The 19,837-nt window shown below is 40.4% G+C and carries 19 protein-coding genes; 6 read left to right on the forward strand and 13 right to left on the reverse strand.

What is annotated here, in order from left to right:
• Positions 1-15 precede the first annotated feature (15 nt).
• Positions 16-957 (reverse strand): AraC family transcriptional regulator, encoded by a 942-nt coding sequence (locus ACNS8M_RS05980; protein ID WP_168525404.1) that lies wholly within the window; start codon positions 955-957, stop codon positions 16-18.
• Positions 958-1,123: 166 nt separating this feature from the next.
• Here ACNS8M_RS05980 and ACNS8M_RS05985 point away from each other — a divergent pair, with 166 nt between their 5' ends.
• Positions 1,124-2,341: an alkane 1-monooxygenase gene (locus ACNS8M_RS05985; RefSeq protein WP_419225281.1), complete on the forward strand. Its 1,218-nt coding sequence runs from the start codon at positions 1,124-1,126 to the stop codon at positions 2,339-2,341.
• A gap of 142 nt (positions 2,342-2,483) precedes the next feature.
• Here the strand turns inward: ACNS8M_RS05985 and ACNS8M_RS05990 are convergent, their stop codons facing one another.
• From ACNS8M_RS05990 to ACNS8M_RS06005, 4 genes are all read right to left on the reverse strand, one after another.
• Positions 2,484-3,683 carry an acyl-CoA dehydrogenase family protein gene (locus tag ACNS8M_RS05990; protein WP_168460681.1) on the reverse strand — a complete coding sequence of 400 codons (1,200 nt, stop codon included), beginning with the start codon at positions 3,681-3,683 and terminating at the stop codon, positions 2,484-2,486.
• Between the two features lie 48 nt (positions 3,684-3,731).
• A complete protein-coding gene (locus tag ACNS8M_RS05995) occupies positions 3,732-5,039 on the reverse strand; it encodes an acyl-CoA dehydrogenase family protein (protein ID WP_419225282.1) in 1,308 nt (435 codons plus the stop codon).
• 282 nt (positions 5,040-5,321) lie between these two features.
• Positions 5,322-6,695, reverse strand: a complete 1,374-nt coding sequence (locus tag ACNS8M_RS06000) for an ABC1 kinase family protein (RefSeq protein WP_168417379.1) — start codon at positions 6,693-6,695, stop codon at positions 5,322-5,324.
• 164 nt (positions 6,696-6,859) lie between these two features.
• Positions 6,860-7,165 carry a hypothetical protein gene (locus tag ACNS8M_RS06005; protein WP_168460684.1) on the reverse strand — a complete coding sequence of 102 codons (306 nt, stop codon included), beginning with the start codon at positions 7,163-7,165 and terminating at the stop codon, positions 6,860-6,862.
• A gap of 227 nt (positions 7,166-7,392) precedes the next feature.
• Between ACNS8M_RS06005 and ACNS8M_RS06010 the strand changes: the two genes are divergently transcribed.
• The 3 genes from ACNS8M_RS06010 to aroC all read left to right on the forward strand — a co-directional run bounded on the left by ACNS8M_RS06010 (position 7,393) and on the right by aroC (position 9,999).
• Positions 7,393-7,773 (forward strand): lysozyme inhibitor LprI family protein, encoded by a 381-nt coding sequence (locus tag ACNS8M_RS06010; RefSeq protein ID WP_419225283.1) that lies wholly within the window; start codon positions 7,393-7,395, stop codon positions 7,771-7,773.
• Between the two features lie 107 nt (positions 7,774-7,880).
• On the forward strand, positions 7,881-8,891 hold the full coding sequence (gene prmB / locus ACNS8M_RS06015) for a 50S ribosomal protein L3 N(5)-glutamine methyltransferase (RefSeq protein WP_419225284.1): 1,011 nt from the start codon (positions 7,881-7,883) through the stop codon (positions 8,889-8,891).
• Positions 8,892-8,904: 13 nt separating this feature from the next.
• Positions 8,905-9,999, forward strand: coding sequence for a chorismate synthase (gene aroC / locus ACNS8M_RS06020; RefSeq protein ID WP_168525406.1), 1,095 nt, complete (start codon positions 8,905-8,907; stop codon positions 9,997-9,999).
• Positions 10,000-10,137: 138 nt separating this feature from the next.
• On the opposite strand, the gene ACNS8M_RS06025 is transcribed toward aroC, so the two are convergent.
• The 8 genes from ACNS8M_RS06025 to ACNS8M_RS06060 all read right to left on the reverse strand — a co-directional run bounded on the left by ACNS8M_RS06025 (position 10,138) and on the right by ACNS8M_RS06060 (position 16,122).
• The gene (locus ACNS8M_RS06025; RefSeq protein WP_019837288.1) at positions 10,138-10,440 is read right to left on the reverse strand and encodes a cyd operon YbgE family protein; all 303 of its coding nucleotides are present in this window, start codon (positions 10,438-10,440) and stop codon (positions 10,138-10,140) included.
• Between the two features lie 4 nt (positions 10,441-10,444).
• Positions 10,445-10,546, reverse strand: a complete 102-nt coding sequence (gene cydX, locus ACNS8M_RS06030; RefSeq protein ID WP_004860610.1) for a cytochrome bd-I oxidase subunit CydX — start codon at positions 10,544-10,546, stop codon at positions 10,445-10,447.
• Between the two features lie 24 nt (positions 10,547-10,570).
• Positions 10,571-11,716, reverse strand: a complete 1,146-nt coding sequence (cydB, locus tag ACNS8M_RS06035) for a cytochrome d ubiquinol oxidase subunit II (RefSeq protein WP_168525407.1) — start codon at positions 11,714-11,716, stop codon at positions 10,571-10,573.
• Positions 11,717-11,718: 2 nt separating this feature from the next.
• Positions 11,719-13,299 carry a cytochrome ubiquinol oxidase subunit I gene (locus ACNS8M_RS06040; RefSeq protein ID WP_168460687.1) on the reverse strand — a complete coding sequence of 527 codons (1,581 nt, stop codon included), beginning with the start codon at positions 13,297-13,299 and terminating at the stop codon, positions 11,719-11,721.
• Positions 13,299-13,490, reverse strand: a complete 192-nt coding sequence (cydP, locus tag ACNS8M_RS06045; RefSeq protein ID WP_019837291.1) for a cytochrome oxidase putative small subunit CydP — start codon at positions 13,488-13,490, stop codon at positions 13,299-13,301. Before cydP ends, ACNS8M_RS06040 begins: the two co-directional genes overlap by 1 nt.
• Before the next feature lie 558 nt (positions 13,491-14,048).
• Positions 14,049-14,657: an OB-fold-containig protein gene (locus ACNS8M_RS06050; protein ID WP_168460688.1), complete on the reverse strand. Its 609-nt coding sequence runs from the start codon at positions 14,655-14,657 to the stop codon at positions 14,049-14,051.
• Between the two features lie 137 nt (positions 14,658-14,794).
• The gene (locus ACNS8M_RS06055; protein WP_168417500.1) at positions 14,795-15,103 is read right to left on the reverse strand and encodes a Rieske (2Fe-2S) protein; all 309 of its coding nucleotides are present in this window, start codon (positions 15,101-15,103) and stop codon (positions 14,795-14,797) included.
• Between the two features lie 11 nt (positions 15,104-15,114).
• On the reverse strand, positions 15,115-16,122 hold the full coding sequence (locus ACNS8M_RS06060) for an adenosine kinase (protein WP_168525408.1): 1,008 nt from the start codon (positions 16,120-16,122) through the stop codon (positions 15,115-15,117).
• Between the two features lie 139 nt (positions 16,123-16,261).
• Here ACNS8M_RS06060 and ACNS8M_RS06065 point away from each other — a divergent pair, with 139 nt between their 5' ends.
• Positions 16,262-16,711, forward strand: coding sequence for a GNAT family N-acetyltransferase (locus tag ACNS8M_RS06065; protein ID WP_131260878.1), 450 nt, complete (start codon positions 16,262-16,264; stop codon positions 16,709-16,711).
• A gap of 149 nt (positions 16,712-16,860) precedes the next feature.
• On the forward strand, positions 16,861-19,800 hold the full coding sequence (locus ACNS8M_RS06070; RefSeq protein WP_419225285.1) for an insulinase family protein: 2,940 nt from the start codon (positions 16,861-16,863) through the stop codon (positions 19,798-19,800).
• The last annotated feature ends 37 nt before the right edge of the window (positions 19,801-19,837 follow it).

The raw sequence follows: 19,837 nt of genomic DNA on the forward strand, positions 1-19,837 counted from the left end.
TATTCGCATAATTATTTATAGAGTGGTTTGAAATTGCTGTCGATATTGGCTAGGCGTCAGTTCAAACTGCTTTTTAAATGTCTGGCTAAATGCGGTTTCTGAAGAATAACCCACACGATGTGCTATTTGTTGTATCGACAGTTGGCCTTGCTGCAAATAATTTGATGCCAAACGCAGACGATGTTGTTGTAAGTAGGCCAAAGGTGGCTCGCCAATTAACTGATTAAATAAGTTGGCAAATTTAGAGCGGGACATACAGCATTGTTCTGCTAGGCTTTCCACAGTCCAAGCCTGTTCGGGTTGGCCGTGAATAGCCGCTAAGGCATTGGAAAGTTCGGGATGTGCCAAAGCACCAAGCCAGTTATTGGAGTCATCTAACTGGGCAATATAATCCCGCACACATTCTATAAGTAAAATACTCACCAAGTGATCGAGTATTTTGTCACGGCCAGGTCGGATTTGATGACTTTCTACTGCTAAAAACTGTAAGCCAATTTGCAACCATTCAGGTGCTGTGCTGCACATAATATGTGGAATATGTAGATATTCGGGTAGGGCATTTAAAAGTGGTTTTGCCATCGTGGTATCCATGTGGCACTGGATTACCAATATAAATGCATCTTCAGCTTGTTCGTGATGAACCGTTCCGAACTGAACAGACTGCTGTGATTTAAGTTGGAATAAGTCTGAAATATCAAAATGTTCAGTCCAGTGTGTCTTGGCTTGCGCACATGCATAATGACTACAACCCGAAGGAATCAGCACAATATCGCCTGCATCTACTTGTAGTTGGGTTTTTTCAGACAAGTGCACATGCAGTGTCCCTTGTAGCACCACATAAGCCAGCATGGCACCCTGATCATGATATTGAAATGACCAATTTCCATGCGGATTCAAATAGATATACGCAGACTGGTGTAAATGTATATCTTCAAAAATCTTACTTAAAGCATCCATATTTTAAGCATAAACAAACGTAAAATTAAAAACCTGTGATTTCGGGACAATATTGCGCATTTTGCGCCAAAGACTTTTGCATAGTTTTTTTGGACGTCTGCAACTGTTCATTCTTGTATTGATATTCAACTATATAGACAGATGAGCGTAGAAGGAAGCTAAGAAAATGAACGCACCACTTCATTTAATGGAAAAAATGGAACAGGATGTTCCTTATAAGAGCGTTACTCAACTCGATAAGAAGCGTTATTTGTGGTTGATCAGCCCATTTTTACCTGTGTTGGGTATGGGAATTTTAGCGGGATACCAATTTGCACCTAAGCCTGCCAAAAAAGTATTTGCGTTGGGTGGGCCATTATTATTACATGTCATTATTCCAACCATTGATACCTTAATAGGTCAAGATGCGAATAATCCAAGCAATGAAGATGTAAAGCAACTTGAACAAGACCCGTATTATTCACGTTTGGTGAAAAGTTTTATTCCGTTGCAATATGCCACCAATATCTATGCTGCTTATTTGGTTGGACGCCCACAAACTTCATTACTTGATAAAGTTTTATTGGGTATTTCTATGGGCATGGTGAACGGTATTGCTGTAAATACCGCACATGAACTCAGTCATAAATCTTCAAAAATAGATCATTTGCTGTCACATTTGGCCTTAGCACCAACAGGCTATAATCATTTTCGGGTAGAACATCCTTACGGTCATCATAAACGTGCAGCAACGCCTGAAGACCCTGCATCTTCACGTATGGGTGAAACATTTTATGAGTTTTGGCCACGTACAGTGAAAGGCTCGTTTCAATCTGCCATTCAAATTGAAACTCAGCGTTTAAAGCGTAAGGGCAAACAATTTTGGTCTAAAGAGAATGAGTTGTTACAAGGCTGGGGAATAAGTGCTGCTTTTCATAGTGTATTGCTGGCACGTTTTGGTACAGGAATTTTACCGTATTTAGCCACTCAGGCTTTTTATGGCATCAGTCTATTTGAGCTGATTAATTATATTGAACATTATGGCTTGCTCAGACAAAAAGATGCGCAGGGTAAATATGAACGAACCATGCCCGAACACAGCTGGAACAATAACAATATTGTGACTAATTTATTTTTATATCAATTACAACGTCATTCTGACCATCATGCGTATCCGACCCGGCCATTTCAGGCACTGCGCCATTTTGATGAAGCGCCTGAATTACCAAGTGGATATGCCAGCATGTTGCTGCCTGCACTGATTCCACCACTGTGGTTTAAAATTATGGATCAGCGAGTGTTTGAGCATTATCAGGGCGACTTAAACAAAGCCAATATTCAACCTAAGCGTCGTGCACGTATTTTTAAGAAATTTGCGGTAATTGATCGTTGGTTAAGCCGTTAAACTTTCTGCTTTAATAGCAAAAATTACCTCAATAATATGTTGAGATAAGAAAAAGTGATAGGGTAAAAGACAGAAATTTACCAAGATGTTTGAATAAATTCTGTCTTTTATTGCATAAAGTTATATGTCTGAATGGGTAAAATTATTTCAATTCGCTTGAGCTTTTTCCTAATTCACGTCGGGCAATAATCAGTTGCTGAATCTGTTGCGTGCCTTCAAAAATATCTAAAATTTTGGAGTCACGTGCCCATTTTTCCAATAATTCATCTTCGTTATAGCCTACCGCAGCCGCCAATTCGACACATCTTAAAGTAATGTCATTACAAATTCGGCCTGCTTTGGCTTTGGCAATGGAGGCTTCACGTGAATTAGGCTGTTTATTGTCTGCCATCCATGCGGCTTTGAGCATCAGTAAACGTGCAGCTTCCCATTCTGCTTCCATTTTATAAATTTGTGCAGCGATATGTGAGCACTGTAAATATGGGGTGGCATAGTGTTCATCTAGGTGGTCTTTGAAAATTTTTTGAATACGCTCCAATGCGGCTTTGGCACAACCCACAGCCATGGCTGCAACCAAAGGGCGGGTATTGTCAAAAGTTTCCATTACCCCTGCAAAACCTTTCGCAACATCAATTTCTGCATTACCCAAAAGATTGCTAGCAGGCACGCGACAATCTTCAAAGCGAATACTGGCGGTGTCTGACGCTTTGATCCCTAATTTATGCTCCAAACGTTCTACCGTCATGCCTGGTGTGCCTTTAGGTACCACAAATGATTTAATCGCAGCACGTCCAAGTTGTTTATCTAAAGTTGCCCAAACCACTACTGCATCTGCACGATCGCCAGAGGTTACAAATATTTTTTCACCATTTAAAATATATGCATCGCCATCTTTGCGGGCTGTGGTTCGTATGGCCGCAGAGTCTGAGCCACAGTTGGGTTCAGTAATGGCCATAGCAGCCCAAACCCCATGAAAGCGTTGCAATTGTTCTTCATTGGCAACCGCTGCAATGGCGGAGTTACCTAAACCTTGGCGTGGCATACTGAGTAATAAACCTGTATCGCCATAACACATTTCTACAATACTGAGGGCTGTAGACATATTTACGCCATTTTTATTGCCTGTAGATGTATCACCACGTTTATTGACTGCTGCGCCCGCATTCATGCCATCTCCCGCTTGGTTCATGCCATCGACTAAGGCAGCGAGCATATCCAGTTCTTTTGGGTAAGCATGTTCAGCTTTATCGTATTTTCTAGAAATAGGGCGCAAGACATTGAGTGCAACTTCATGTGCCTGATCAATCAGCATTTTAAATTTTTTCGGGTTTTGTAAATTCATGCCTGTATTCCTTATATTTTTTGGCTTTATTTTTGATTGAATTCAGCATTAAGCATGTAAACCAGAATGCATAATTGCCGTTGCACGTAAATCACGATACCAGCGTTCTACAGGGTGTTCTTTGGTAAAGCCATGACCACCTAAAATTTGTACGCCATTGGTGGCAATTTGCATGGATTTTTCTGCACATAGCAGTCGGGCTAAATACGCTGCACGATGAAAATTTTGTCCTGATTCTGCAAGACTTGCGGCATTCAGCAACAACATGCGCATAGCTTCAATTTCAATGGCCATGTCGGCAATCATAAATGCCACACTTTGACGATGTGAAATTGGCTCGCCAAATGCAGTGCGTTCATTGGCATAGCCAATGCAATAACTTTTAACTGCTTCACAGCAACCTAAGGCCATGGCGCACCATATTAAATTGCCTAAATCTAAAAAGGCGCTATAGTCAAAATCATCTGTACCTAAGCGTTCTGCAGGGGTTTGATTAAAACTCAAAGTGACTGTTTCAGAGGCTTTTAGCCCCATAGCAGGTGATTCTTTCAGTTTTATGCTTGCATCACGCTGAACGATAAAGACTTCGGGCTTGTTATCAAGCTCGGCACTAACTAAAAATAAATCGGCAGTTTTGGCTAAAATCACCAGCGTTTTTTCACCTGTGATTAGGTACTGTCCATTTTGTAAGGTTGCTTTGGTTTTTAATTGATACGGATTAAAAGCAGCAGTATTTTCCTGCACTGCAAATGTAGCTTGTATTGTCAGCCCGCTAGACTCTGCTTCAGCAAAGGCTGTTAAATAAAGATTTTGAACCGCTTCTGAACCCCAACGGGTGATGGCATTGATTACACTAAAAGTCGAAAGCAGTCCTGCAGTTAAACTAAAATCGCCTCGCGCCAATTGTTCTGCAATTAAAAGATGACTGACAATATTTTGCTCAGTTGCCACTCCGCCTAAGGCTTCGGGTAGGGCGTAGCTATTTAAGCCTAAATCTGTGCTGTATTGCCAAAGTTGTTGTGGGAATTGCGCATGAAGGTCTGCTTCATAAGCCAAAGGATAGATCACCTCTGTTGCAAATTGCTGCATCGCATCGACCAGCATTTGTTGTTCTTCATTCAGTGATAAATCAAATAAATCTTTCGACTGCTGCTTCAACCGTTGCTGTGGCACGCTTTGGGTACGTTTAAATGTTTTTTGAGTGCTTTCCAGTGTTTTAAATCCTGCTTTTGCAGAATGATAAAGTGACTTTTCGACCCATTTGCGCAATTTGAGTTGATCCAGTCGGTCACTCGATGCCATTTTTGTGAGTAGTGCTAAGCCGAATCCTTGGGCTTTATTGATCATTTGACTCATGATTATGCTGTCCTGCATAGAAAGTGCTTTTTTATGCTGACATGCAGCGTATAAAAAAACTATGTCATTGCTGACATGCAGAATTGTCAAAGATAAACGGTAAAAACTAAACAGCAAGTGGCATTAATTAAATGATATTGCACAATTATTATTCTTTTTGAAAAATATTAATTTCAAAAAAATTGACCTAAATGACAATTAAGCGAAATGCCAGTCTGCCGTTTAGGTCATTTAATCCAGTTAGATGATTCAAGTTGTGATGAATGCAGAAAATTTTTTCACTTAAATAAACTTTTGAATCATCTTGCGTACATTGGTTTTTGCATCAATCACAGTCATAAATGTATAGGCACCAATGAATTTACGGCTAATAAACATAAATTCTTTAGGCGGTACACTAAAGTAACGTGAAGCCATAGACTTAGATGCCTGTTGCATGACTCGGCTATGTAACTGACTTTTTTTCCAGTCATAGCGAGAGTGTTCATCCATTACGCCAGCAGGTAAGTCACGGTTATTGTCTAGGTGACTAAAGGCTTCTGTGGCCAGTAAAAATACTTTGGCCATATCGGGTTTAATACTTTCAGGAATACTGTCAAAAAACTCGTAACCTGTCATAGCATTCACCATCATTTGTGGGTCATGGTAATAACCTGCTTTAATCAGATTACGTGCCACAGTCAGCAAGTGCTGGTCAAATTGACGGATAGCACCGAAGTCCAATAGTACGATTTTATCGTGAATATCTTCACCATTACCCAAACGCACCAAGTAGTTGCCAAAGTTCGGGTCGGTTTGCATTTCGCCCCATTCAAACACTTCACGCACCGCAATTTCTAAAGAAGCTTCGCCCAATAGATTACGGCGTTCTTGTGGCAGGGAAAGCATCACAGGGCTGTTAATTGGCACACCACGTTCAAAAGTCATGCACAGCACTTGATCACTGCAATACTCATCTACAATTTGCGGCACGATATAACGTGGATCATCTTTTAAACGTGCTGCAAAGCGACGAGTGGTGTCTGCTTCAATTTGATAATTCACCTCACGGTGCATCATCTCACGCACTTCATCAAACCACTGATCAAATTCGCGGGTTTGAGGAACCATGCGGGTTAATTTGAGCATGTTTTTGAATAGACTCATGTCTGAGTCTATTGCATCTGCAACGCCTGGGTATTGAATTTTTAGCACCAATTCTAAACCATCAGACTTGCGTGTAGCACGGTGTACTTGCGCTAAAGAGGCTGTGCCTAAGGGTTCGTGATCAATAGTCAGATCATCTAGTTTTGCACCCAATTGTGCTTGTAATTGCTGTTTAATTGCAGGCCATGCCAAAGCAACAGTTTGGTTATTCAGTGTGTTGAGTGCTTGTGTGATTTCTTCAGGTAAAAAGTGTTCGCCATACAGCGCCATCATTTGGCCAATCTTCACGATTGAACCTTTTAATTTTCCAATTTCCGCCACCAAATAGTCGGCTTGCTCTTTCATGGCTTTTTTGCGTTTACGTTCTTTTTCTTCTTCGCTAGAAAACATGGAAGTGGCATTGGAAGCTGCCCAGCGTGTTCCCGCCAGTAAGGATGCTTTTGCGATGGATAAGCGTCGATCCATAGAGGAAGTCTTGAGTTGTTTAAGCTTATCGTTCTGATCTGACATTAAAATCAATCCTTAAATCAGCAATTCGCAGGAAAATTAGATTGTAACGGATATTACCGTGTCTTAACGTATTAAAAAAGTTCAACTTGCTGAACGTCGAGTTTCCTATCAAAAAAAACCTATAAAACGCATGGAAAATAGAATAAAGCATCGAAATGAATTTTTTACATGCGATATTGTACTTTGGTTTCAGCTTTTTTCATTAACAGGGTTTTATTGTCCTGAATGAATTTGAGAATCATGGTTTTGACCGATTCATGTAAAAAACCGTGTGCATAACCTTTTACAATAATCACGCTAGGCAGGCAAAAAAACAGATATTTGGCATCATCCATAGACGCATTTTCAAAAATGCCGTTTTCAATCAGGATTTGCTGAAAAAATTGTTTTTCAATCAATACCGCATCTGAATGGTTGTCATTCCAGTAGCTTTGGCGCATGGCCATTAAATTATTGTGTTTGTAGCTCATAAGGCTGAACGATTCATCTATAAAATGAGTAATTCAATTATTGGGATGTCGTCACATTTTTCAATGATTATTCTGTATATATCATTGACTGGGCAATAAAAGCTGGGCGTTGACTATAGGATTTTGAGCCTGAATCTTGTAGCATCAATACAGCAATTTACGTTTCGCAAAATTATAAAATATTGAAGAATCACCGCGCTCGCATTAAAAGGCGCTTAGGGGAAAACATGAAAGTTTGGACAGTTACATTAATGGGGGTGTTGGCTTTGGGTACAAGCCAAGTCTGGGCCAATGGTTTTTCACAGGCCTATACACAATGTATGAATAATACTTATGGGAGCATTGATAAATTACAAAAATGTATTCACAAAGAGCAGAAAGCTCAAGTTAAACGATTGAAAAAACATTATAAAGCCTACGTGAAGCGTAGCGCAGGCAATGCTCAAAATATTCAACAACAGTATCAACTTTGGGAAAATCGTGTGAAACAGCGTTGCCATTTATCGGGCAAAACCAATTTTGCAGAAATGCAACGTCGCCAATGTGTATTGGCACAGACAGTAGAACGTGCGGATTATTATCAAGGTCAATTTGTAGGCATTAAATAGCCAAGTCGCAGCTTAAAATAATTGTCTGAAATGCGCTTAAACATTATAAAACCGAGTAAAACAGGGTATTATAAAGCGTTTTAAAATTAGACCTTGGAGCGCCTTAAGTGGATCGACCGACAATTAGCCCTGAACATTTGCAGGAAGCTGCTGAAAACCTAAGCACTATTCGTGATTTTATCCGTTTTGGGGTTACAGCATTACGTCAATACGATGCACATTTAGGTCAAGGTACAGAAGATTATTTTGCAGAAAGCTCTGCATTGGTATTGCAAACCATGTCTTTAGACTGGAATGCAGACCCAGAAATATTAGATGCCAAACTTTTACCAAGCGAAGTAGCTGAGTTTTTAAGTCTGCTTGAACGTCGTATTAACGAAAAAGTACCTACTTCATATTTGTTGAATTTGGCGTATTTCTTTAATAAACCATTTTATGTAGATGAGCGTGTTTTGATTCCACGTTCACCTATTGCAGAACTAATTGAAAATCGTTTTGCGCCATATTGCCTAGATGAAAATGGTCAAATGCGTGAAGCAGATAATAATTTACCTGCTAATTCTGTACCAAAAACGCCACAACGTATTTTAGATATGTGTACGGGTTCAGGGTGTATTGCGATTGCATTGGCTTATGCATTTCCAGATTCAGAAGTGGATGCAACTGATATTTCTAAAGAAGCCTTGGAAGTTGCTCAAATCAATACTGAACATCACAACAAACAGTATCAGATTGCTTTATTGGAATCGGACTTATTTGCCAAAATTCCAGCAGAAAATCAGTACGATTTAATCGTATCTAACCCGCCGTATGTTGATGCTGAAGATATGGCAGATTTACCTGAAGAATTTCACCATGAACCTGAGTTGGCATTGGCAGCAGGGCAAGATGGCTTAGATTTAGTGCGTAAAATGCTGGCGCAGGCTGCAGATTACCTAACTGAAGATGGTTTGATTGTGATTGAAGTGGGTAATTCTGAATGGGCAATGAAGCAAAACTTCAATACGGTCGATTTACATTGGCTTAAATTCCAAAAAGGTGGATCAGGTATTTTTGCACTGACTGCAGCACAATGTCGTCAGTACCGCGATTTATTTATTCAATCTGTTCAAGCATAAGGAGTCGTTGGACATGGCAGGCAATAGTATTGGACAACTCTTCCGTGTAACGACTTGTGGCGAATCTCATGGCGTAGGGCTTATGGCCATTGTAGATGGCGTGCCACCAGGCATTGAACTGTCTGCTGAAGATTTGCAAAAAGATTTAGACCGCCGTAAACCAGGTACATCTAAATTTGCGACACAACGTAAAGAACCCGATGAAGTAGAAATTATTTCAGGCGTGTTTGAAGGTAAAACCACGGGAACGTCGATTGGTTTATTAATTCGTAATACTGACCAGAAATCTAAAGATTATGGCAACATTGCGCAAACGTTCCGCCCTGGACATGCAGACTATACCTATACCCAAAAGTACGGTTTCCGTGATTATCGCGGTGGTGGACGCTCTAGTGCGCGTGAAACAGCTATGCGCGTTGCTGCGGGAGCAATTGCTAAAAAATATCTATTTGAAAAATTTGGCATTGTGATTCGTGGTCATGTAACGCAAATTGGTACAGAAAAAGCTGAAAAACTGGATTGGAATGAAGTAGTCAATAATCCATTCTTCTGTGGTGATGTAGATGCTGTGCCACGTTTTGAAGCTTTAGTAACATCTTTGCGTGAGCAAGGCACAAGCTGCGGTGCGAAGCTTGAAATTGTGGCAGAAAAAGTACCTGTGGGTTGGGGTGAACCGGTTTTTGACCGTTTAGATGCCGATATTGCACATGCCATGATGTCAATCAATGCTGTGAAAGGTGTAGAAATTGGTGATGGTTTTGCCGTGGCAGAACAGTTTGGTCATGAAACCCGTGATGAACTCACGACGGATGGTTTTTTGGCAAACCATGCAGGTGGTATTTTGGGCGGGATTTCAAGCGGGCAGGATATCCGTGTTGCAATAGCCTTAAAACCAACGGCGAGTATTACCACACCAGGTAAAACTATTAACCTAAACCGTGAAGACACAGATGTATTGACCAAAGGTCGCCATGACCCTTGCGTGGGCGTGCGAGCAACGCCAATTGCAGAAGCAATGCTTGCGATTGTGTTAATGGATCATTTTATGCGTCATCGTGCACAAAATGCCGATGTGGTTGCACCGTTTGCACCTATTGAACCAAAATAACTGTTTGGTCTAAGATTTTATTTTGAGTTTTAAAAAAGCTAAACCAAATGGTTTAGCTTTTTTTATGCTGAAACATAGCAGACATTCAATAAATAAAAAGAGCGCATTTTGCGCTCTTTTTAAAGGATGTTCACTTAATTAACTAAAGAACCAAGTGTAATAACCCCAAATCATCAATGGCCATGCCACAAACGGGCTAAAGAGCCATTTCCAAAACCAGAAGCGTGGAATGAAACCAACGCCATGAACAAAGCCACCAGAAATACCAATCATAATAAACATCATGGCGCGGTGGCTGTATTCACCGTTGGCATCCAGCATTGCTGCTGGATGTAGAAGCAGTACAGCTGCGAGCGGGAATGCCAATAAACATGAAATAACCATCGCAATTTTGTTAGGTTTTTGAACTGTTGTTTCAGCGTTCACTGCAGTGTCTGTCATCTATTTATTCCTCGTCAAGGTCTTGATGAGATTCAATATACAGGGCACTCAAGACACCTGCAAAGCATGCCATCAGAATACCGAGAATCCATGCAAAGTACCACATAATTTATTCTCCTTAGACACAGCCTTAGTAAAGGCTGTGTGAATTCTCTTTAATGTGCTTGTTGGTGATAACGCCCCACATTTTGTAGTAACACCAAGTGGTGTACAACAAAATAATTGGTACGAAGATACATGCTGCTACAGTCATAACAGTTAGCGTATTTTGACTAGATACCGCATCCCACATAGTCAAGCTTGCAACAGGGTTGAGGCTTGAAGGCATTAAGAATGGGAACAATGCAAAACCAGCAGTTAAAATTGCACCGATTACCGCTAAAGATGAACCAGTAAAACTCAAACCTGCCTTGCCTTTACCAGCTGCAAGAATAATCAAGATACCGCCCAAGATGCCCATTACTGGCGCAATCATGGTGATTGGGTAAGTTGAGTAGTTATTCATCCAACCAGGGTTACCATTGGTAAGCACTTCTTTAGCCAATGGATTCGCAACGCCATTTGTGTCGTATGGAGTAACAAGGGTATAACCTTCGATACCACCGAAGTATAACCATGCACCTGCACCTAAGAAACACACAAGGAACACAATGCCCATGATTTGTGTTGCTTTAGCAGAGCGTGCACGTAAGTCACCATCTGTACGAAGCATTAACCAAGCACCACCATGCGCACAAAGCATAGACAAGCTCACTAAACCACATACCAGAGCGAATGGGTTTAATAACGCAAAGAAGCTACCTGTATATGTTGAACGTACAGTTTCATCAAGGGTAAATGGCACACCGAGGAACATGTTACCAAAAGCTACACCGAATACTAATGCAGGAACTGCACCACCTACAGCTAGAGCCCAGTCCCAAGATGTACGCCACTTGGTGTTTTCAAGTTTTGAACGGTAGTCAAAACCGACTGGACGCAAGAACAGGGCAAATAGGACTAAGAGTAGTGCCCAGTACATGCCTGAGAATGCAGTTGCATATACCATAGGCCATGCTGCAAATAACGCACCACCAGCAGTAATGAACCAAACTTGGTTACCATCCCAGTGCGGTGCAATCGTGTTGATTGCAGCGCGGCGTTCTTCGTCATTTTTACCTACAAATGGCATGATTGCCATTGAGCCCATGTCGAAGCCATCGGTAAGGGCAAAGCCAATTAGTAGTACACCAACTAGCACCCACCAAATGATTTTGAGTAATTCATATTCGATCATGCTTAAGCCTCCTCATTGGCTTTTTTCGCAGCTTCAAGTTTCTCGAAGTGGTATTTACCAGTATGAAGCGAGCTTGGGCCTAGACGTGAGAATTTGATCATCAAGTACATTTCAATAATCAGCAATACGGTGTAGAACGCAGCCAATGCAATGATTGAGCCCCATACGTCACCTGTGCTGAGTGAAGATGCAGAAAGGTGAGTAGGAAGTACTTCACCAATTGTCCATGGTTGACGGCCAACTTCTGCAACATACCAACCTGTTTGCGCAGCAATCCAAGGTAATGGTAAAGCAAGTAAAGCAAATTTTAATAACCATGGTTTGCTTTCAGCATTGCGTTTCGCAACAGCAAAAGTTGCAAGAGCGAATAACAATAGCATTAAGAAACCAGAAGCAACCATTGCACGGAATGCCCAGAACAAGCTTGGTACGTGTGGAATAGTGTCCGCAGCAGCCATTTTAATTTGTTCGTCTGTTGCATCTACAACGTTTGGTGTATATTTTTTCAACAATAAACCGTAACCCAAGTCTTTTTGAGTTTGGTCAAATGCAGCCTTCAGTTCAGGAGATTGATCGCCCGCACGTAATTGCTCAAGTTGTTGATAAGCAACCATACCGTTACGGATACGCAACTCATGGTTTGCGATCAGGTCTTTAATACCAGTCACTTCTTCAGTCACAGAACGCGTTGCAATAATACCCATAACATAAGGAATTTTGACTGCGTAATCTGTGGTTTGCGTTTCTTCATTTGGAATACCAAATAAAGTGAACGCTGCTGGCGCAGGGTGAGTATCCCATTCTGCTTCGATTGCAGCGAGTTTGGTTTTTTGAACATCACCTAATTCGTAACCTGATTCATCACCAAGAAGAATTACAGAAAGAGTAGATGCTAAACCGAAAATTGCTGCGATAGCGAATGAACGACGCGCAAATGGTAAGTCTTGTTTTTTCAATAAGTAATAGCTTGAAATAGCCAAGACGAAAATTGCACCCGTTACATAACCTGCTGAAACAGTGTGTACGAATTTAACCTGTGCAACAGGGTTGAAAATCAATGCCCCGAAGTCTACAAGTTCCATACGCATGGTTTCGTAGTTAAAGGTTGAACCGACAGGGTTTTGCATCCAGCCGTTTGCAACCAGAATCCAGAGTGCAGACATGTTAGAGCCAAGCGCGACTAACCAGGTGACACATAAGTGCTGTACTTTGGAGAGGCGATCCCATCCGAAGAAGAACAAACCAATAAAGGTTGATTCTAAGAAGAAGGCCATTAAACCTTCAATTGCGAGTGGTGCACCAAAGATATCACCCACGTAGTGTGAGTAATATGCCCAGTTCGTACCGAACTGGAATTCCATGGTTAAACCAGTCGTAACCCCTAAAGCGAAGTTAATACCGAAGAGTTTTCCCCAGAATTTAGTCATATCTTTATAAATTTCTTTACCAGAAATCACATACGTGGTTTCCATAATGGCAAGAATAAAAGCTAGACCTAAAGTCAGTGGAACAAAAATAAAGTGATACATCGCGGTCATTGCGAATTGGAACCGCGAGAGATCGACCACGCTTTCAGAAATCATCAACGTGTCTCCTTGATTGAGGAAGGACTGCTGGCTATACGCTCAGCAACTTGTGAATCAAAATTTTGAGGTATCGTTGGGGCATCAAACCAAATGTTTTTGATAACCATTAGCAACACGACCTTAATAATTAAAATGGCCGTGAGCTCACGAACAACTTTTCTATTTAAATCTTTAGGTACTAAGCTCACTTTTTTTAAGCCTATTTTTTAAACTGTGTTTTATATTATTAAACAAAAACATACAAAAAAAAATAGCCAGCACAATTAAAATAAAAATATATTGTTAATTTTTTTGAAAACAATGGTTTATTTTTGTGTTTTGGTCGATTTTAATTACTAACTTTGATTAATTCATACTTTACTGAAACACTTGTAATTAATAATTCAAAATCAGACTAAAATACTTATGTTTATTTCTTTATAAAACAAACCAAATTAGTATGAATAAAAATAAACCAAAATTAAGCATTTATGTAAGGCTATTTTTTGGCGGTAATTATATTGATGGTCTTGTTAAAATTTGATGAATTTTTTCTTTCAGTTTTGCGACTCAGTAGGAGAATGAATACTTGTTGATATGGCGTTCTTACATGCTTATATGCCAAGTAGATTGGACTGATTGGGTAGAAATAACATGAAATAGCGATGTTATTTTAAGTAGTACAGAATTTAAAATTGTCAGTGTTATGCATGATAAATAGTTCAAGATCACTCAGTTGTTAGAGCTGAAGCCTATAACTGTGTGGCTTATTGATGTGTAAATAAATTATTTGAATCTGAAATTTTTTTGGCAAGATAATGTGACTTTTTTTTACGAATTAAAATAATTTGTGCCTGAAATTCAAGCTCACCAAATTCAGGTTCAACCTGTACATAGTGTAGTTGTCCAAATTCATCACGAACGCGTGCTTGTGCGGAAAAACCAGGTCGGGCATTGCCACTAGAAATTGTGGCCAAGCGACCGAGTAAATCGACTTGTCTTACGCTGTATTTGGGTTTAATCACCTGATCCAGGCAGTGAATCATAAATACGGTAAAAAATATTGCAATGATCAGGGCAGGAATAATGATGTAATAAGCGGGCACAAAATTTTGTTGTTGCGAATAAATTAAAAACTGTAAGAAATAGCCTGCAACGCTAAAATTCATCAGTAAGAATACAAAAATCAATACTTTGGAGAATTTAACATCTAAAAGGGGCGATGTTGTAATACGCTGTGAAAAAGCACGTTTTAGCAATTGGCTTGGGCGATAATTGAAATAATAACCAATGGTTTCCACAGTACTGAGAATCAGCAACACCACTAAACTCAGGTGAAAAGGCATTAAGTTCAGATCGTATAGAAACTCAAGCATGCGCTAAACTCTTATCGTGATTTTTCATTGTGATTATTATCAATTTGATGGCAGATCATCTATCTATACTTTATCAAAAAGTCTTGCAATAAATGATCTGCACATTTTGGTAGATTGGCTATAGCTAAAAGGTTGCCTTAATCTACCAAATAAATTCCACCATCTGAATGTACACTAATCTCTACTTTTTCCAGTGATTGCCCTAAACAAGGCCCTGAAATACATTCACCCGTTTCAACCACAAATAGAGCGCCATGTGTAGAACACTCAATGTATTCCTGATCACGATCTAAAAACTGGTTTTCTAAAAATTCCAGTTCTACCTGTAAGTGCGGGCAGACATTTTGGTAAGCATAATACATACCATCACGTTGGGTAATAAAAATCGTGTCGCCATTCGGTGTTTCGTAAGCACGTGCTTCGCGTTCTGGAATTTCTTCCATCATACAAATTTTATTCATTCTGCAGATTCCTTCTGAATGCTGTGCAAGAGTTTAGCGTAATCTGCAACTTCAAGACGAGGGCCAAATTGAGATACGACTTCACTTGAAATAAGAATGGCGAGTTTGGCAGCAGTTTGGAAATCTAAACCTGCATTTAAGGCATATAAGAATGAACCTGCAAACGCATCGCCCGCACCGTTAGCATCTACTGCATCTACTTTGCGGCCTGGTACTGTAAAAGTGGTTGTACCATCATAAATTAAGGCACCTTGTGCGCTCAATGTAATGACAATGTACTTGCTTTTTTGTTTTAACTGTTCTAACGCAGCTTCAGCTGTTTCTGTACCTGTGTACATCATCGCTTCTTGTTGGTTGCAGAAGAGCAAGTCTATGCCATCATCAACTAACTCATCTAAACCTGCACGGGCATATTGCACCATGGCAGGGTCAGATAAAGTCAGTGCAATTTTTACCTTATTGGCTTGAGCAATTTCGCGCGCTTGTTTTACTGCGGCACGTGCGGTGTCGCTAGTCGATAGATAACCTTCAATATAAAGCCATTTTGCAGTCTTGAGCTGTTCAAAATCAATTTGTGCAGCAGAAAGTTCTGCAGTAATACCTAAATAGGTGTGCATGGTACGTTCAGAATCCTCACTGACCAAAACCATACAAGTACCTGTAACACCCTCACTGACTGATTTTGTTGTAGTGTGAATACCTGCTTCATTAAGACCTTTGAGGTAAATATCACCCAATTCATCATTTCCAACGCGACATGCATAGAATGCTTGTCCGCCCAAAGCACTGAATGCTACTGTTGTATTTGCTGCAGAACCGCCCGAAGCTTGGCCTTTATGTCTTTGCGTTTTAATTAAGTTGTTGTATAAATTTGCTTGTGTTTCACCATCGGTTAATTGCATAGTACCTTTTTGCAAGCTATGTTGAATGAGGAAGTCATCCGAGACTTGAAATTCTTGGTCAATTAATGCATTACCAATTGCAAAAAGGTCAACAGTTGCCATGTCTTTAAATCACAGTCAAAATTAAAAACGCTAAGTTTACACCAATGCTCAGGATTGCTGTAGTTTCATGAATAAAATTCAGTTGAATGAATGATATTGATGGAAAATAGGGGTTTAGCAGAGTTATCAGGAAGGTTAGATGAACATCGAAATTAAAGAAGCACAGGAATTACCAGCGCAAATACAGACTTTGGCAAAACATGCTGCTCAGGAAGGCTTTGATTTTGTCCATCGTTTAATTGAAGAATGGGAAAGTGGTAAAAACCGCTTTGATCAGCCTGGTGAATTCTTACTGTTTGTTTATGATGGCGAACAATTGGTTGCTTGCGGTGGCTTAAACCAACAGTGGAATGAGCAAGATATTGAAAGTCGCATCGGGCGGGTTCGTCGTTTCTATGTTTTACCAAATTACCGTAAACATGGTGTGGGTAAGCAGTTATTGCAACATTTAGAGAAAAAAGCACGTGCCAATTTCTCTGCGCTGTGCCTGAATACAGATACTAAGTCTGCAGCACATTTCTATCAAAAACAAAATTATGTGTATGTTGAGAATCATCCAAACTATAGTTATTTTAAATACCTGATTTAGTTTTTTGCAGTAGCAAAACCCGACTTGTGCTGCACTTTGTTGATACTTTGCAAATTTCAATCAATTTAGTCGGGTTTTCAACGTGAATTATAGGGAGAACTAAAGCTATAATGGCTTTAGTTTTTTTATTTGCTTATTTAGGAGATCACATGACTGTAGATGTCACTGAAACCATTTCCCAGACTGTACATCCTGCGTTTCAGTTGGTACGTCAACACCATGTTGAAGCCTTAGACATTTTAGTGTCTGAATATAAACATAAAGTTACAGGTGCGGTGCATTATCACTTGGCGACAGATCATGATGAAAATGTATTTCTAGTTGCATTTCGCACCCAGCCAATGGATTCCAAAGGCGAGGCGCATATTTTAGAGCATACTGCGCTATGTGGTTCAGAAAAATTTCCTGTACGTGACCCGTTCTTTTTAATGATTCGTCGTTCATTAAACACCTTTATGAACGCATTTACCGCTGCAGACTGGACGGCGTATCCATTTGCGACACAAAACAAAAAAGATTTTCAAAACTTACTTTCGGTATATATGGATGCAGCTTTTGCAGCCAATTTAAATCCTTTGGATTTTGCACAAGAAGGTATTCGCATTGAGCTAGAAAATGGTGAGCCTGTTTATAAAGGCGTGGTTTTTAATGAAATGAAGGGGGCAATGAGCTCGCCATCCGATCAGTTGTATCATCAATTGGCTTATCATTTATTCCCTGAGACCACCTATCACTACAACTCAGGCGGCGACCCGAAAGACATTCCAGATTTAAGTTATCAGGAGTTAGTCGATTTTTATAAGTCGCATTATCATCCAAGTAATGCGGTATTTATGACGTTTGGTAATACGCCTGCATACGATTTACAGGAACAGTTTGAACAATTGGCCTTGGCGAAATTTGAGCAGGGGCAAACGCTGTATTCTAAGCCAGAACGTCGCCTTGCTGCGCCTGTTGCAGTTACAGAAACTTATGCTGTTGATGCAGAAGAGCTGAAGGATAAAACTTACCATGTCTTAGCGTGGTTATTGCCTGAAGCCAGTGATATTAAATTGCGTTTGGGGATGCGTTTAGTTGAAGGTGTTTTGCTTGAAAACTCTGCTGCACCATTACGCCATTATTTAGAAACTTGGGCGCATGCACAATCGACAGGCCCGTTGATGGGTGTGGATGACTCCAATTTTGAAATGACATTCTTCTGTGGTGTGCAAGGTTCAAACCCTGAACATGCAGCCGAATTTCAGGCAGGTGTATTAAAGGTTTTACAAGACGTTGCTGCAAAACCTGTAGATACCGCTTTAGTCGATGCAATTTTACATCAGATTGAATTGCATCAGCGTGAAATTAATGGCGATGGTATGCCTTATGGTTTGAGCTTGATTTTAAATGGCTTGAGCAGTGCCATTCACCACAATGACCCAATTCAAGTTTGGGATGTGGATTCTGCAATTGAACAGGTTAAAGAAGAACTGAAAGACCCAATGTGGTTGTCGCAATTAATTCAAACCCATTTAATTGATAACCCGCATCGGGTACAAATGACGTTGGTGCCTGATGCAGAAAAATCGGCCAAAGATGCTGCACTTGAAAAAGCACGTTTGGCAGAGATTGCTGCACAATTGACTGAAGAGCAGAAAGCCGAAATTGTAGCGCAAACAGAAGCTTTAAGAGTCCGTCAAGACACCCCAGATGATTTAAACTTGTTGCCAAAAGTTGGTTTGGAAGATGTGCCAGCTGCTTTGCATATTGTACAAGGCGAACTACGTGAAATTATCAGTAACCGCATTGATTATCCGTTAAATTTATATCATGCAGGTACCAATGGTATTTACTATCAACAAGTGTTGATACAAATTCCAGATGAAATTGTACAGTCGCCATACTTTAACTTGTTATCTATTTTAATGGGCGAAGTCGGAGCGGGAGAATACAATTATTTAGAATTGCAACAACTCCAAACCGCAGTTAGTGGTGGTTTGGGCATGGGCGCATCGTTACGTTCTAAAGTGGATGACAAAAATCAGATTAGCGCATGGCTTACTTTAACCACTAAGTCTTTAGTGAATAATTTAGAAGCGATTCGTTTGCTGAAACTTGCATTTGAACAATTACGCTTTGATGAAAAAGACCGCATTATTGAGCTGTTACAACAACGTAAAACCCGTTGGCAGTCACGTTTGTCGGGTTCAGGGCATAGTTATGCTATGCAAATTGCGGGACGTCAGCATAGTGCTTTAGCGCAGCGTGATTACAACAATACAGGTTTAGGTGCATTAAACTGGTTGGCAGATTTGGTCGGAAAAATTGAAAAAGATGAAGCCGAATATGCCAAATTAATTGCTGAATTGCAGTTGATTCACAATAAATTGTTGCAAGCACCAAAACAGTTCTTATTGGTATGTGAAGAGCATCAATCAGATCGTTTGGTTGAAGAAATCCAAGAAGTTTGGGATAAACTCACTGTTGCTGAAAACACAGCCACATTAACCCAAGTAGATGTCGATCAATCTACACAAGATCAGGCATGGTTGATTCAGGCCAATGTGCAATTCTGTGCTGCGGCATATCCTGCTGTAGAAGTTTCACACCCTGATGCTGCACCATTAATGGTATTGGCTGCATACTTGCGTAATGGCTTCTTGCATAGTGCAATTCGTGAGAAAGGCGGTGCTTACGGTGGTGGTGCAAGTTATGATGGCAATGCTTGCTCATTCCGTTTCTATAGTTATCGTGACCCACGTTTAGCTGAAACGTTTGCAGACTTTGAAGCGAGTATTGATTGGTTATTGGACGCAGAGCAATTGCCACATCAGCTTGAAGAAGCGATTTTAGGCTTAATTGCCAGTATGGATAAGCCGGGTTCGCCTGCGGGTGAAGCGATTACTGCATGTTATGCTTTGTTACACGCACGCACACCTGCCTTCCGTACCGTATTGCGTGAGCGTTTGCTGGCGGTAACTTTAGACGACTTAAAACGTGTTGCAGAGCAGTATTTACGTCAGCAGCTGGTTTCTAAAGCTGTGGTTGCGCCTGTAGCAAAACGTGAAGCGTTAATAGCACTTGGTTTTGAAATCAAACAAGTGAACTAAAGCTTTAAATGAAATCAAAATAAAAACTAAACCATTG

The sequence above is a fragment of the Acinetobacter sp. A2 genome (assembly GCF_048537555.1).
Taxonomy (GTDB): Bacteria; Pseudomonadota; Gammaproteobacteria; order Pseudomonadales; family Moraxellaceae; genus Acinetobacter.